Here is a 14,687-nt window from a genome sequence, read left to right on the forward strand (position 1 = left end):
GCTTTCTGCCATCAGTGTTAACAACTGTCTCTTTAGCACAGGACGGATATAAAAGCAAAGTGAATAGGGCTTAAGTTAACACTGTTAACTTGACAGTGTTAATTAGTTAACCGTTAATTCTGAATAGCATAGCGAGAATAAGCCTTTTTAGTATTGGCATGATATTTGCAACGTAATCTTGATATAGATATAAGTGTTACTGAGGCGGGGAGAGGAGGCCTAACCTCAGATCAAAAAAGCACTGATCTTAATTATAATTTTGCAGGAGGGTTTTAGATGAAAAATCCAATCAAGTCCGTTATTGCCCTATTGATTCGCTTTTACTTTGGTTACTACTTCCTTAATGCCGGCATTGGTAAGTTCCAAACCGGTTTTAACGGAGACTCAGTCGGTGGATTCTTAAAAGGCGGCTTGGCTCAGACGGCGGAAGCTATGGCAGCTGCGGGTAAAACCGGGAAAGCCAATGTAACCGACACTTGGGGTTGGCTGATCAGCCATGTGTTCTTACCTAATGCAGATATCATGGCTGTTATGGTTAAAACCGGTGAAGTAATGATCGGTCTGGGTCTTATTCTTGGTTGTTTTACCACTTTAGCAGCATTTTTTGCCCTAACCATGAATTTTTCCTTTTTACTTTCCGGGACAGTATCTTCTAACCCCCAAATGGTTATTGGGTTTTTATTTGTTTTATACTTTGCAGCTGCTTCGGGGGCAATTGGTGTAGATCGTTTCTTTATGCATAAACTGGTGGATAAATTCCCCATCTTAAACAAAGGGTTCTTGAGACATCTTTTCCCGGTTGATGCCGGGCATAGAGGGGCAATAAAGAACACAATAAGTCAAGTGGGCTAATCATCTGAATCTATAAATATGAGCGTCTGCCCCAACCAAGTCACGGGGCAGGCGCTTTTTCTATCGGCAATAATTCACATTTTCTGTGATGGAACGGTGGGGGGGCAAGGAATGTTCGGCAGAATGGCCTACCACGACTCCGCAGATAGGAGTTAAGCCAAAGGGGATACCGATTTTTTCCATAAGTTTTGAATTTCCTCTGATACCCTGTAAGGCAGAATGAATATAACAAGAACCCAGTCCCAGTGCTGTTGCCGCTATGGTAATACATGTTGCGGCACAGGAGGTGGTGGCTTCTTTCAGAGGGTTGGCAAAGGGGGCAGAAAAGAGAAAGAAGACAGGAGCGCCGTATAGGGGCTGATACCCTTCCAGTGCCGCCCGCCCCATCAGAAGTTTGTCGCCGGAGTTTTTGTATTGTACTAAGGCTTCTTCGTTAATTTCTCCTAATATTCCAGGATTCTCAATGACTGAAGTATGGAAGATCCCCACTTTAGGCGCACTATTGCCGGCTCTCACAAGTTGGGTTATAATTTCTGCTTCTACAGGTTTGGGCAGATAGCTCCGCACACTTTTTCTTAACTCTATGGCCTTGATAGTATCCATGATCCAGTCTCTCCTCCAACAAGCAAAGTTTTCTTTGTTTTCAAAGCTTGGAAAATGTTTAGTTAATTTTACTCTAATCCAAACATTTAGTAAATGAAGTTGTATAGAAAGATTTGGCACAATTGAGTCACTAAAGGCTATGAAGAGTCTATAAACGCCAAGATTCCGGATTGAGGTCTGCAGAGCTAAGGCAGGTGATTGTATAGCTCATAATATGAGAAAAATGGCAGCTACCCTGGTGTAAGGGTGGTCGTGCCATCTTTAATAGATTAGTGTCTCTAAGTTTATGGGCCGTGAGAAAATTAAGATTTCACACGTCCTCTGTTTAGTCAAATAACTCTTCAAGGAAAGATTTACGCCGTTTCTTTTTGTAATAGTAATCCTGATTAGAATAATTGGGGTTGTGCTGAGGCTGCCCATAAGGCTGCTCATAAGTTTGTCCGCTGTATTGCTGTCCGGGATTAGGAGCATTACTTGAGGCTGGGGCAGGGTTTACGGAATTGGCAAAAGAATTGCTTCTTTCAATGATTTTATCCAGCTCACCTCGGTCTAGCCAGACACCCCGGCATTTAGGGCAGTAATCAATCTCTATACCTTGTCTTTCGGACATGGTCAGTTCTGCATCACAGACTGGACATTTCAAAAGGCAACACTCCTTTCTAATATAAAAATTATAGCATGGTTATTTTAATTTTCAAAACTACCATGGCTACAATTTTTACATAATCAGCCTTTAGCGACTGAGTGGGTCAGAAAGTGGCCGCAGACTTAGAATTAGTAGCTGTTATTGATAGGACCGCAGGGTGACGCTCCGCATTGTGGCCCGTAGCAGCCTTGATTCTGAGCAGGTTGCGCGGAACCACCGGTTTCTGCAAAGACGGCAGTAGTTCCGACAATCAGCAGGGCTGCGGTAATGACTCCTAAAGCGAGTTTTTTTATCATTTCAATTCCTCCCTACAATAGTTGATTTTAAATGGGCAATACCATAACAACATCATCATAGCGGATAATCATGAATATCGTGTGAATTTTGTTGTGAAGATCATGTGAATTAAACCCTTCGGACTCCTTACGGCAGAGAAACTTTCTGTTTTAGACGGAGGTGGATTTTTCTCCAATGGTTAGGGGAAGTAGGAGCATAAATCGGCTGCCTTTATCTGGGCAGCTTTCGACCGTAAGTGTCCCTTGATGAAGAAGAGCGATCTGTTGAGCTAAGGCGAGGCCGATGCCTGTACCGCCAGTTTCCCGAGAGCGGGATTTTTCTGAGCGATAGAACCGTTCGAAAATAAAGGGAAGATCTTCTTCAGGAATACCGATTCCAGAGTCGGAAATGGTGATCAGGACCTCCTGATGGCGAAGCTCCATTTGAACCTCAATTTTGCCCGGACTTTCCGTAAATTTGTAAGCATTGTGAAGAAGATTGTAGAAGAGGCGGGTTAGCAGGTATTCATCCCCTTCGATAAGAATTGATTCAGGCTTGTGCCATGTTAAAGAAATTCCTTTTTCCTGGATAAGCGGGGAGAGCATATTCACTGTTTTATCGATAAGGGCGGAAAGATTGACCTGAGTCAAATAAGGGCGTAAGGCTCCCATCTCCGCGACATTGAGATCTTTAAGATCGCTGGATAACCTTGTCAACCGCTCAATTTCTTCATTGATAATGGCAAGGTTCTCCTTGTCGGCTGGCAGAACTCCGTCTTGGAAGGCTTCGATATAACTGCGGATAGAGGTTAAGGGAGTGCGCAATTCGTGAGCAATATCTGCAGTGAGCTGCTTGCGGAGCCGTTCCTGCTTTTTCAGGCTTTCGGCCATCCCATTGAAAGCGGTAGCCAATTGACCGACTTCATCCTTAGTGGCAACCGGGACTTGTTCGTCCAGAAATCCTTCCCCTACCCTCTGCACGGCCTTCGTCAACCCCTGCAAAGGGGAAGTCAGGCGCCGGCTGATCCAATAACTCAGGATTATGCCAATGATCAAGGCCAAAGCTCCGGCCAGAAACAAGGATTGGTAGATAGCGGAAATAAAAGACTGATCAGCAGGGTTCAAAACCTTGGCCCTGGCCGGATAGCGAACTTCCGCAACAGCAAAGACTCCATTGGGACCGGAGATCATAAGGGTCTTGTTTTTCCATTCCTCAATGGTGTAGTTTAAACCCATGTCCATCCATAGACCGGGATCATTTTTCAGCATAGATTCCATGGGATTGATGAGGGTCAAGATGGTCTTCCCGGAGGGCTCTTTGATCACGATATGGGTTCCAAAGGGAAGAGAGTGGGCGATGTTATACAGAGAATCGGAATTCCAGCACCCATGGCTGAAGAAACTGCTGCTTAAACGCTCGGGCAATTGTTCCAGAGTTACTTCCGTGGAGCGGGCGAGATAATCACTGAAATGTTTTTGGAAGACAAAGTTAACGGACAGAATGCTGAGCAATAAGGTCAGGAGAATAATGGCCAGGAAGGAGAGAAATAAGCGTTTACGCATGAAGCTACTCCTCCTTATGGGCGTTGAATTTATAGCCGACTCCATAGACCGTCAGAATGATTTTGGGATCACCGGGTACACCCTCCAGTTTCTGGCGCAATTTTTTGATATGGGCGTCAATCACCCGTTCATCCCCGCCAAAATCATGGCCTTGGACGATTTGTACCAGCTGTCCCCGGGAATACACTCTTCCCGGATACTTGGCCAAAGCACCAAGGATTTTGAACTCAGTGGGGGTAAGGAGGATCGCTTCGTCCTGAAAGCGGACTTCGTGCCGTGCGTTATCAATGGTCAAACCGTTATCGTAGGTGATGCTGTCGGCAAGGAGAGCGGTCTCGATGTGGGTTCGTCTAAGCACGGCTTTGATCCGGGCTACCACTTCCCGGGGACTGAAAGGTTTAACAATATAGTCATCGGCGCCCAGATTAAGGCCTTGAAGCCGATCCTCCAATTCGACCTTGGCTGTGAGCATAATAACGGGAGTGGCCGAGATTTTACGAATCTCTCTGCAGATTTCCTCACCGGATAAACCTGGCAGCATAAGATCGAGAAGGACAAGGTCGTAAGAGTTTTCTTTAAATAAGGTCAAGGCTATGAGGCCATTGACCGCTGTGGTCACATGAAACCCTTCTTGTTGCAGATAAGCTTTAAGGACATTGCTGATATTTTTTTCATCGTCCACCAAGAGAATTCGCATGGAGATTCACCTCTTTTTCAACATAGTCTAATTTTAGTGGACCAAACAGCTGTTGGAAAGTAATAACTCGGAATTGTTCATGGAATTCATAAGAAATTCATAAGTTTTTCATAGGGAAATCACAGCTATCGGTAAAAATAAAGAAGACCCAAGCCGTTTGCTTTCGGTCTTCTTAGTTTTCAGGCCTCCCGGGGACAATCGGCAATTAGGTCATTCACGACCTGCCCGGCCATGAGAAGTCCTGATACAGGAGGAACAAAGGAAATGCTGCCGGGAATCTGCCGTTTAAGGGCACAATGGGCATCGCCCCCCGGGCAAATGCAGTTGGAGCGGCAGTCGGCTTCCGTATCCAGAGGAGTAAGGGGGAGATCGGGAGAATAGACGACTTTGATTCCCTTGGTAATCCCTTCTTTGCGCAGTAATTTCCGCACGGCCTTGGCCAAAGGATCACCGCTGGTCTTGGATAAATCTGTAATGCGGTAATTTTCGGCAGAAAGGCGATTGCCGGCGCCCATGCTGGCAATCAAGGGAATATTGCGCTGGCTGCATTCCTTAGCCAAGGCAACTTTACTGGAGACGGTATCGATGGCGTCCACCACATAATCCGGCTTTTGGCCCAGGAAGCTTTCCGCATTCTCAGCGGAGAAGAATTCTTTAACGGCATCCACCTTTGCTTTGGGGTTAATATCCAAGATGCGGTTTTTCATGACATCAACCTTTGCTTTACCGATGGTGGAATGGAGAGCATGAAGCTGACGGTTGATATTGGTCAGGCAAATCTCGTCGTAGTCCACGAGGATTAAATGCCCCACGCCGGCCCGTGCTAAGGCTTCTGCGGTATAAGAGCCTACGCCGCCTATGCCGAAGATGATGACTGTGCTTTGGCTGAGCTTCGCCAAGGCGGATTTGCCGATAAGAAGCTCAGTTCTTGAGAATTTATGCTGCATGAGTATCCTCCTCATTTGTCGGAAGTTTAGTAGAAGTTTATTGATTGATTGGATTGATCTGATGATTTCAGTTAATCAGTATAGCATAGTGTTTTAGGCAAAGAAAGTGAGTGTGAAAGGCGGTGCCCTGAACGAAGAACAAGAAAATATTAGAAAGATGATAGGCTTACTTGAAAAACTCTCGTATTTTGATTATATTTAGGAAAGGCCAGTTTGTAAAGATTACGTTTAAGCTATTATTTTCTGAGAGGTTTCGTGAGGTACAGACCGTGGACGATCGCTCACTTGTATTGTATATGGTATGACTGTCCAAACAAAAATTATGGAGGTATGGATCTGATGAGCAATAACCAAAACAGTAAAAAAGAAAAATTCACCCAACCTGAGAAAAAAAGTAAGGCGCCTCTGATTGGCGGAGTGATCGTACTAGGAATCGCCATTATTGCTGGAAGCTTTTTCCTGGGGAACAAAGGCTCCGACGGGGATCAATACGCTGTCGCAACTCTTGGTCAAACCTTCGATTACAGCGGGTCTCCTCTTCCCCAGGTGGAAACGCCACCTGTTCAGGCCGCAAACGGCAAAGTGGTGGTCACCACGTTATCCGAACTTAAGGAAAAGAAATTTATCTATACTCAATATCAGGTCAATGACAAGACCATTCCGCTTACCGCTATCGCTCTGCCCGATGGCAAAGCCATTGTGGCTGTGAGTATCTGCGAGCCCTGCAACAGTGACTCTTTCCGGATTGAAGGGAAAAAGCTGGTCTGCAATGCCTGCAACACCACCTGGGCCTTGGACTCTTTCAAAGGCTTAAGCGGAGGATGCCAGGCTTATCCGCCGGATCGCCTCATCTATACTCAAAATGGGGATAACCTGGAGGTAGATCAAGGGATCCTGGATGCCTGGAAGCCCAGAGTTTAGTCAATAGCTTGCCCATGGAATCCAGCAGTATTCAGGTAAATAGCCTTGAGCAGCAGGGAGGTTGAAGATGAGTTTAATCAAGGTCGATCATGTAGCAAAAATCTATCAAGGCGGCGAGGGAACAGTCTATGCCCTGAAAGATACGAATCTCCAGGTTCTTCAAGGTCAGTTTCTGGCTTTGCTGGGACCTTCCGGCTCAGGGAAGAGCACCCTGCTCAGCATCCTCGGTGCCTTGAATCCGCCCACAGAGGGTAAGGTCTTCATCGATGATATTGATATCTATGGGCTGGATGAAGAGCGCAGAGCTGATTTCCGCCACGAGTATATTGGCTTTGTCTTTCAGCAATATCAGTTGATACCCTATCTCACCGCCCTGGAAAATGTGATGCTCCCTTTAGCGATCACCCGGCACTCTGATCGAACTCAGCGTGAGATGGCTCAAAAAGTTCTGGAAAAGGTGGGGCTGGGCAGTAAGTCCCTGCGCCTGCCTAACCAGCTTTCCGGTGGCGAGCAAAACCGGGTGGCCATTGCCCGGGCCATCGTCAATAATCCAGTGATTCTGTTCGCCGATGAACCAACAGGAAGCCTTGACACCAAGACGGCCAAGGAAATTCTGGAACTCTTCCAAGCCTTGAATAAAGAGGGGCAGACGATCATTATGGTGACCCATAATCTGGAGAATCTTGCCTATGTCTCCCATGCGGTGCAGATCCGGGATGGAATTATTGAAAAAGCTCCTCAGCCTGTGGTCGGTGGTGTGATATGAACCTCTTCACCATTACTCTGGGGAATTTAAAACGGCGCAAACTGCGTTCTCTTTTGCTTTTATTCAGCATCATCATCGGTGTGGCCTCCAGTGTCTTTCTTTTTACCACCACCCGCTCTATGGAACAGGATGTAGCTGATAAAATCGACCAGTTTGGCTCCAATCTTCTCATTCTCCCCAAGACTGGCGAAACCTTATCCTTTGGCGGGGTGACCGTGGGAACCAGCCCGGGCCAAGAGCTGGATATGGACATGATCCCGCAGATGAAAACCATTAAGAATAATGAGACGTTAGCCACCATATCCCCTAAACTGCTTGCCGAAGGGGAGATAAACACGAAGAGAGTACTCCTGGTGGGGGTGCAGTTCCCTGAGGAGCTGCGCCTAAAAAAGTGGTGGACGATTGAGGGATTGGCAGTTGGCCAGCTCCCAAAGAGCAACGAGATTCTGATCGGCAGCGAAGTGGCACGCATCCTTGATCTTAGCCTTGGGCAAGAGGTTGAAATTAAAGGGGAAAAATTCCGGGTAGGAGGAATCATCCAACCCACAGGTTCCCTGGAGAATGACCAGGCGATCTTTATGGATTTGCCTGCCTTGCAAAAAGTTGAAGATAAGCCCACCGCTATCAGCCTTATTGAAGCAGCAGTGCTTTGCTATACCTGTCCCATTGAAGATGTCAGCCTGCAATTAAGTGAAAAACTTCCCGGTACTAAAGTGGCCGCTCTCCAGTCCACCATAGAATCAAGGGATGATACCGTCGCTCAGTTCAGCCTTTTTGCTGCGGTGATATCCGTGATTTTGCTCATGACCAGTGGCTTTGTAGTGGCCATGTCCATGATCTCGGCAGTTAAAGAACGGACACGGGATATTGGAATTTTGCGCGCCATTGGCTTTCGGAAAAAGCATATTCTGCGTATGTTTCTTTATGAAGTCAGCCTGATCAGCGCCTTGGGAGGTTTAATGGGCTTTGCTCTGGGCATGGGGCTGGCGATGCAATTGGGTTCCACTGTGGTCCAGATGACCGTTCAGGTACCCTTTCAGCCGCTGCTTGCCCTTTATTCTCTGGCAGCCGCCCTGGTGATCAGCCTTATAGCCGGCATCTATCCAGCCTGGCAGGCCAGCAGGCTTGATCCTGTTGAAGCCTTGCGTTATTTCTAAGGAATTTTGCTTACTTCTATCTCGGAGGTATATATGACACTTAACCACATCGCTCTGCAAAATCTGCGTAGAAGACCGGGCAAAACCCTCTTTTTGATCCTGATTTTTGCCTTTATCGTTGCGGCCATTTCCGCCTTAACGATTCTGGCGTTGGAAATGAAAGCAAATTTGCAGAAAAGTTTAACCGAATACGGTGCCAATGTAGTGATTAGCCCGCGCTCCGAGCACTTGAATTTAAGCTATGGCGGATTATCTTTCTCAGGAGTGGAGTATGAGGTCAAGAAGCTGGATGCCGGTACTGGGGAGAAGGTCTCCCAAGAGGTGGGCCAGGAAGTGATCATTGCTCCCAAAGTTATTGGCTCAGCGGAAACCCCGGGCCAAACCTTTATGATTATCGGCGTTGACTTCGACCAAGAGCTTAAGATGAAGCCATGGTGGAAAATTGAGGGCATGGCTGCTCAAGACAACCAGGTGGTCATCGGTTCCCGGTTGGCTATGAGTTCTGACCTGAAGATAGGGGATACACTGGATTTAGGGAAGGGAAACTATCCGGTGGTAGGAATTATGGCGGAGACAGGGGGCTCTGAGGACCAAGGAGTGTTTACAACGATCCATACTGCCCGAACTCTTACAGGAATTACTTCCGAATGGTCCTTGATCGAACTTAACACGCCGGATGCTGCACAGACCGTAGCCCAATTAAGGCCTGTTCTGGAGTCGGCTAATGTCACGGAAGTGACTCAGCTCGTTCAAGGCTCCCAAGAGAATGTGGAGCGCTTCACCAGTTTTTCCCGGACTATCTCCTTAGCCATGGGCTTAATTGGAGCCATGGTGATTATCGTGACCTTGGCCGGAAATGTGAATGACCGGACTCGGGAACTGGGAGTGCTCCGTGCGATTGGCTTTCGTCAAAAGCATATATTATTCTTGCTTGGCCGAGAAGCGCTGATCATCAGCCTTGTCGGAAGTCTTCTTGGCTACAGTATAGGAATCGTTGCTCCTCTCGTTCTGGGGCCGTTATTAGGCTATGGCAAATTTTCCTTTGCCTTTCATGTCGGATTAGGAAGCGCTTTGGTTATCGGTTCTCTTTTGGTGGGAATATTGGCGATGATTTATCCTGCATGGAGAACATTGAAACTTGATTTACAGGAAATATTGATTGCACTTTAGCTTAGTGCAGTGTAGAAGGGGAAGCCCAAAAAGGCTTCCTCTTTTATTATTAATAAATAATTGCCCTAAACTTAAACTTATGTTAGAGGAATTTATAAATCTCAATAGAATTATTTAAGTATAGAAACTGCACTAAGGAATGTTTACTTTTAGAAATTATTTGTAGCGTAAGCAAAAGGGGGTAACAGCAATGCAAAAATTCCGCAATCTGAAAACAGCCTCAAAAATTAATAGTTTAGTCCTGCTCATGGCAGTATTTCTTGGGCTTGTAGGCTTCGTGGGGATATATTCCGCCAATAACTTAGCTGCTTCTTTGGAAGGTATGTATCAGGATAATTTGCTGCCAATCAAATGGCTCAATGCAGCCCGGGGGCAAAGCAGGGCAGTAGAGGCAATGACTCTTGAATTATTTATCACTCAGGATCAAGACAGACAGCAGGAGATTCTCCAGGATGTCCAAGAGCGGGCGGCGGAAGTAGACACCCTCCTTAGCGATTATGGCAAGACAACTATGGACACATACGAACAAGAACGATTACCAAAGCTGATGGATGAATTGCAGATATACCGGACAGAAAGAAGCAAAGCAGTGGATTTGGCATTAGCGGGAAAGCAGGATGAAGCCTATACATATTTTGCTGCTAATGCTGCTGACGACCTCGATGTTGTGAATGCCCTTTTAGAGGAACTTGCTGATTATAATGCCCAAATTGCCGATGATGAAGGGATAAAAAGTAAGTCGTTAGCTTCAATGGTAAGCAAACTTATGATAGGAATAACTTTCGCCGCTATAGTTTTGGCTTTGGGCATAGGTTGGTATATCGCCAGGATGATTGCTAATCCCCTGGCTCAGTTAGTAGGAACAGTTCGCGAAATCGCCCAAGGCAACTTAGCGGTAAGAAGAATGGATCTTATTTCTCAAGATGAAGTTGGTCAGCTGGCTGCTGAATTTAATACTATGACGGACAACTTGCGGGTTTTAGTCAAAAATATAGCTTACACTTCAGAACAAGTAGCGGCTTCTTCAGAGGAACTAACGGCCAGTGCCGAGCAGTCAGCCTCTGCCACGAACCAGATTGCCGCAACAATTACTGATGTAGCTGCAGGAGCAACCAGGCAAGAAGCTGCTATAGATGATACAGCATCCATCGTGGAGCAGATGTCGGCAGGTGTTCAGGAGATTGCGGCTAATGCTAATACTGTTTCGAGATCTGCTGAAATGACTGCAACTGCAGCTGGCCAAGGAGATAAGGCTGTGGAAGCAGCGGTGAGCCAGATGAAAAACATTGAAATCACGGTAGCAGGTACAGCTCAGGTAGTTAGGCAATTAGGTGAGCGATCGAAAGAAATCGGTCAGATAGTTGATGCGATTTCCGGAATTGCCGCCCAAACCAATCTGTTGGCACTGAATGCGGCGATAGAGGCTGCTCGTGCCGGCGAACAAGGCAGAGGATTTGCCGTAGTTGCTGAGGAAGTACGCAAGCTGGCTGAGCAATCCCAGGAAGCGGCTAAGGAAATTGCCGGCTTGATCGCAGAAATTCAGCAGGAAACCGGCAGTGCAGTCAATGCTATGCATGATGGCACCCGTGAAGTAAAGGTTGGATCTGAAGTTGTAAACTCTGCTGGACAGGCATTTAAAGAGATTGTAAATCTTATCGGTGAAGTTTCCACCCAAGTCAGGGAAATTTCAGCAGCAATTCAACAGATGGCTTCCGGAAGCCAGCAAATCGTGGATTCGATACGGGATATTGAGCATATCAGCAATGAGGCATCCAGCCAAACTCAGACTGTCTCGGCTGCTACCGAAGAGCAGTCCGCATCTATGGAACAGATTGCCGCATCCAGTCAAGCACTGGCCAAGATGGCGGATGAGCTCCAAAATTCAATCGGGAAGTTTAGGGTTTAATGTCAGAATTCCCATCGACAAGCACTGAATGACGAGAAAGCTCGTCATTCAGTGCTTGCACTTTATTCTGTACAAATTTAAGGATTAGAAGGAAGAATGTTCTAATTTGGCGAAGCTATATCTTAAAGAAACAGAGATTTGTCAGTTAGCGGAGGTAGCCGGGATGCAGGAATATGTAAAACCTAATATGATATTGCCAATCAGCTTACATGATGCCAGGTTGAGCAGTATTAGAGTAGAGAGTGACATGATAACCTTTGTCATGGAAGATGGGATACGAACTATTGATGGTAATCAGGTAGAACAAATCGGAAAGGCAATGGTTTCTTTTCCAAAAGCGGACTTTGATTTTTGCAGGATCTACTGTACCGGCAGAGATAATTATCAAAAAGAGTGGGATATTCGAGATTTCACAACGAAACTACAGGCTGGTGTGTTTATCATTGATATTATAGATGAAACATATGGTTACAATCAGGCAAAGTTCGTCTGTAATATGACGGTAAATCATGAATGGTTTGCATGTGATATTGAAATTTATCATTTTGGCCTGATTAAATATAATTGGGAAAGCACGTGAGCAATGGATTTGCCCGGCAATAATTCATTTTTAACTGATTGTTATGGCAGTCAGTCATGGAGGAACTATGAGGATAAGAATAATCAAACTTAGAAAAACTGTAATGAGAATTACAGCGGGCTTGGTGCTTGCTATGATACCTCTTCTTATACAGGGCTGTACGAAAACGGGGAATGCGGAAGGGCCGGTGCCGTCTCAGTTGCCGGCGGCCCAAAAATCAGTTGTGCAAACGGTAACGCCGACACCGTCGGAGGACGCTGCATCCATCGGTATCACGGCGGAAAATTATCCGCGCATCGACGGTTCGACCTCCACGCTTCCGCTTGTACAGAGGATATATAAAAGGATGTTTCTGCACGTGGATGGCGGTGGGGACGGATGGCCGGGCCTTCCGCAGAAAGCTTCCAAAACAATGAGGTCTTATGAGATGCTTATCGCAGGAGACGTCGATTTAATTCTCGTACCGGACCCTTCGCAAGAGATTAGGCAGATGGCTGAGAGTTCAGGAACGGAGCTTGAATATATCCCCGTCGGGGCGGAGGCTCTTGTGTTTGTTACACACAAGGATAATATCGTAAACAATATTACCGCCTCCCAGGTGCAACGGGAAGTCGCTATTTCCGAATTGGGTGCATTAAAGACGTTGTATGAGTCTCCATAATGAGCCGGAATTTGAATAGAGAAGCCTTGCCAATATCTTGAATGCTGATGTAAAGGTGATAGGTTGTTTAAGGGAGGGAAAAGAATGAACCAGCGTGAGATTGCCAGTATAGGGTGTAAGCTTATCGGGATTTTCTTTATCGTTCAAGGGACCAGTCTGCTTTCACTTAATGTACCTGTAACGGCAAATATGATAGTTGACTATACATTGATTAATTTAGTGTATTCGTTAATTACGATCCTATTTGGTATTTTGCTGTGGTGCTTTTCTGATAAATTAGCTAAAATTTTGGTTAAGGAAAAGAATCGAAATGAGACTGTCGGATTAGGGGCGAATGAGCTACAGAGAATAGGCTTTTCAGTATTGGGGCTTTATTTTATTGGGAACTCACTGCCGGAATTGGTGACTAAATCAGCCAGTTTGCATACTTCCGGCTATGGATTACCGGAACCCACCGGGTTGCGGATACTTTTTTTAGGAGGACCAATAACCGAATTGCTTATTGGAATAGGCATTTTTCTTGGTTCACAGGGGTTGGTTAATCTACTCAGCCTCATTAGAACGGCCGGACTAAAGAGAGAAAGGGATTCAGAATTAGAAGAATGATGGAATGGAAAAACAATAGGATATTGAAGCCGCATAGGGTAGGAATGCAGCAGTAACTTTTGCCAGGAGGGAATAAGAATGGAGTTTTATATTCGACCGATAGAAATTGGTGATGGGAAGGGGATAAATGAATTAAGGCGCATGCCTGGGGTTTTTGAAAATATTTTAGGTATCCCGTCCGAGCAGTTAAAGCGGAATGAGGATTTTATCGCCAATTTAGATGCCAACCAGCATCAATTTGTGGCGGTAGCCAGATCTCAGGATGGTCAGGAAGTGATCATCGGACATGCAGGCTTAACGGTATATCCTAATCAGCGCCTGCGGCATAGTGGGGGCATTGGCATAATGATTCATAAAGACTACCAGAATCAGGGTGTTGGCAGTGCCTTGTTAGGAAGGCTTGTAGATGTTGCGGACAACTGGCTAATGTTGGTTAGGATTGAGTTGACTGTATTCGCAGACAATGCCAGAGCTATACATTTGTATGAAAGGTTTGGCTTTGAAAAAGAAGGAGTAAAGCGCTTGGCGGCAATAAGAAATGGCAAATATGAAGATGAATATCTGATGGCCAGAATAAACAGATCAAATTATAATCCTCAGTCTTAATTTAGCCTAAGGAGGAAAGCGATGCCCGAGTGGTTTAATATATCTTTATGGATTTTTGGGCTGCTTGCGGGAATAGTATTATATACCCTTACCTATAGCAGGAGATATATTGGCTGGGTAAGGGAAAGACTCCCCATGCCCGATGAAAAGATAAAGCTGATGGAAAGAAGCGGAGGAATCATCCTCGCTACGCTTTCCGTACTCAGCTTGTTAAAATTACTTTTAATAGGATAACTTGTAGCTTATGTTTTAATGATGCTTAAACTAGGTTGAGAAAATTAAGTATAATCAAGCTGTGGAGGAGCTATTGAAATTTATTGGTTGTTGTCAAAAGAGGAAATGATTATGGCAATAAAAAGAAATCGATGGGCGTACCTTATCTTGGTTGGAGTAACAATAATGCTTGGCTTAAGCAGCCGGCAGTTTTCAGGGTATTTGCCCGGAGCAATCAATCTCTACTTGGGAGATGCCTTATGGGCACTTATGGTTTTCTTTATATTTTGCTTTATTTTCAGGTCGAAAGGAACCGGCTGGCTTGCTGCAGTAGCGTTGCTTTTCGCTTTTGGAATTGAAATCAGTCAGCTTTATCATGCTCCCTGGATTGATGCTATAAGGCAAACCCGGCTGGGAGGTTTGGTGCTGGGGTATGGCTTTTTGTGGAGGGATTTAGTGGCCTACACCATCGGAGCAGCAGTGGGAGCAGTCATAGACAGGCAGATAAACTCTTAGCT

At 45.7% G+C, this 14,687-nt stretch carries 18 protein-coding genes; 12 read left to right on the forward strand and 6 right to left on the reverse strand.

Annotated elements, in window-relative coordinates; translation table 11 throughout:
• Positions 1-276 precede the first annotated feature (276 nt).
• The gene (locus tag DHAF_RS06825) at positions 277-852 is read left to right on the forward strand and encodes a DoxX family membrane protein (RefSeq protein ID WP_015943383.1); all 576 of its coding nucleotides are present in this window, start codon (positions 277-279) and stop codon (positions 850-852) included.
• A gap of 60 nt (positions 853-912) precedes the next feature.
• Here DHAF_RS06825 and DHAF_RS06830 read toward each other — a convergent pair whose 3' ends face one another.
• The 6 genes from DHAF_RS06830 to DHAF_RS06850 all read right to left on the reverse strand — a co-directional run bounded on the left by DHAF_RS06830 (position 913) and on the right by DHAF_RS06850 (position 5,583).
• Positions 913-1,455 carry a nitroreductase family protein gene (locus DHAF_RS06830; protein ID WP_015943384.1) on the reverse strand — a complete coding sequence of 181 codons (543 nt, stop codon included), beginning with the start codon at positions 1,453-1,455 and terminating at the stop codon, positions 913-915.
• Between the two features lie 325 nt (positions 1,456-1,780).
• On the reverse strand, positions 1,781-2,098 hold the full coding sequence (locus tag DHAF_RS06835) for a TFIIB-type zinc ribbon-containing protein (RefSeq protein ID WP_015943385.1): 318 nt from the start codon (positions 2,096-2,098) through the stop codon (positions 1,781-1,783).
• Positions 2,099-2,229: 131 nt separating this feature from the next.
• Complete coding sequence (locus DHAF_RS26025; RefSeq protein WP_015943386.1) at positions 2,230-2,397, reverse strand: hypothetical protein; 168 nt, start codon at positions 2,395-2,397, stop codon at positions 2,230-2,232.
• 150 nt (positions 2,398-2,547) lie between these two features.
• Positions 2,548-3,939 carry a sensor histidine kinase gene (locus tag DHAF_RS06840; RefSeq protein WP_015943387.1) on the reverse strand — a complete coding sequence of 464 codons (1,392 nt, stop codon included), beginning with the start codon at positions 3,937-3,939 and terminating at the stop codon, positions 2,548-2,550.
• Between the two features lie 4 nt (positions 3,940-3,943).
• A complete protein-coding gene (locus DHAF_RS06845) occupies positions 3,944-4,636 on the reverse strand; it encodes a response regulator transcription factor (RefSeq protein ID WP_015943388.1) in 693 nt (230 codons plus the stop codon).
• Positions 4,637-4,815: 179 nt separating this feature from the next.
• Positions 4,816-5,583, reverse strand: coding sequence for a tRNA threonylcarbamoyladenosine dehydratase (locus DHAF_RS06850; RefSeq protein WP_015943389.1), 768 nt, complete (start codon positions 5,581-5,583; stop codon positions 4,816-4,818).
• Positions 5,584-5,922: 339 nt separating this feature from the next.
• Here DHAF_RS06850 and DHAF_RS06855 point away from each other — a divergent pair, with 339 nt between their 5' ends.
• The 11 genes from DHAF_RS06855 to DHAF_RS06905 all read left to right on the forward strand — a co-directional run bounded on the left by DHAF_RS06855 (position 5,923) and on the right by DHAF_RS06905 (position 14,685).
• Positions 5,923-6,504 (forward strand): DUF2318 domain-containing protein, encoded by a 582-nt coding sequence (locus DHAF_RS06855; protein ID WP_015943390.1) that lies wholly within the window; start codon positions 5,923-5,925, stop codon positions 6,502-6,504.
• Positions 6,505-6,571: 67 nt separating this feature from the next.
• Positions 6,572-7,270: an ABC transporter ATP-binding protein gene (locus DHAF_RS06860; RefSeq protein ID WP_005817390.1), complete on the forward strand. Its 699-nt coding sequence runs from the start codon at positions 6,572-6,574 to the stop codon at positions 7,268-7,270.
• A complete protein-coding gene (locus DHAF_RS06865) occupies positions 7,267-8,427 on the forward strand; it encodes an ABC transporter permease (RefSeq protein WP_015943391.1) in 1,161 nt (386 codons plus the stop codon). The genes DHAF_RS06860 and DHAF_RS06865 overlap by 4 nt, the downstream gene beginning before the upstream one ends.
• A 33-nt stretch (positions 8,428-8,460) precedes the next feature.
• Entirely contained in the window at positions 8,461-9,597 is a 1,137-nt protein-coding gene (locus DHAF_RS06870) for an ABC transporter permease (RefSeq protein WP_015943392.1), read from the forward strand.
• 190 nt (positions 9,598-9,787) lie between these two features.
• Positions 9,788-11,503: a methyl-accepting chemotaxis protein gene (locus DHAF_RS06875; RefSeq protein WP_005817384.1), complete on the forward strand. Its 1,716-nt coding sequence runs from the start codon at positions 9,788-9,790 to the stop codon at positions 11,501-11,503.
• Between the two features lie 163 nt (positions 11,504-11,666).
• Positions 11,667-12,083, forward strand: coding sequence for a hypothetical protein (locus DHAF_RS06880; RefSeq protein WP_015943393.1), 417 nt, complete (start codon positions 11,667-11,669; stop codon positions 12,081-12,083).
• A gap of 67 nt (positions 12,084-12,150) precedes the next feature.
• Complete coding sequence (locus DHAF_RS06885) at positions 12,151-12,744, forward strand: type 2 periplasmic-binding domain-containing protein (RefSeq protein ID WP_015943394.1); 594 nt, start codon at positions 12,151-12,153, stop codon at positions 12,742-12,744.
• Positions 12,745-12,828: 84 nt separating this feature from the next.
• Complete coding sequence (locus DHAF_RS06890; protein WP_005817379.1) at positions 12,829-13,350, forward strand: hypothetical protein; 522 nt, start codon at positions 12,829-12,831, stop codon at positions 13,348-13,350.
• A gap of 78 nt (positions 13,351-13,428) precedes the next feature.
• Positions 13,429-13,956, forward strand: a complete 528-nt coding sequence (locus DHAF_RS06895) for a GNAT family N-acetyltransferase (protein ID WP_015943395.1) — start codon at positions 13,429-13,431, stop codon at positions 13,954-13,956.
• A gap of 21 nt (positions 13,957-13,977) precedes the next feature.
• Positions 13,978-14,190 carry a hypothetical protein gene (locus DHAF_RS06900; RefSeq protein WP_005817375.1) on the forward strand — a complete coding sequence of 71 codons (213 nt, stop codon included), beginning with the start codon at positions 13,978-13,980 and terminating at the stop codon, positions 14,188-14,190.
• Between the two features lie 111 nt (positions 14,191-14,301).
• Positions 14,302-14,685 carry a ribosomal maturation YjgA family protein gene (locus tag DHAF_RS06905; RefSeq protein ID WP_015943396.1) on the forward strand — a complete coding sequence of 128 codons (384 nt, stop codon included), beginning with the start codon at positions 14,302-14,304 and terminating at the stop codon, positions 14,683-14,685.
• The last annotated feature ends 2 nt before the right edge of the window (positions 14,686-14,687 follow it).

It is taken from the genome of Desulfitobacterium hafniense DCB-2 (assembly GCF_000021925.1).
GTDB lineage: Bacteria > Bacillota > Desulfitobacteriia > Desulfitobacteriales > Desulfitobacteriaceae > Desulfitobacterium > Desulfitobacterium hafniense.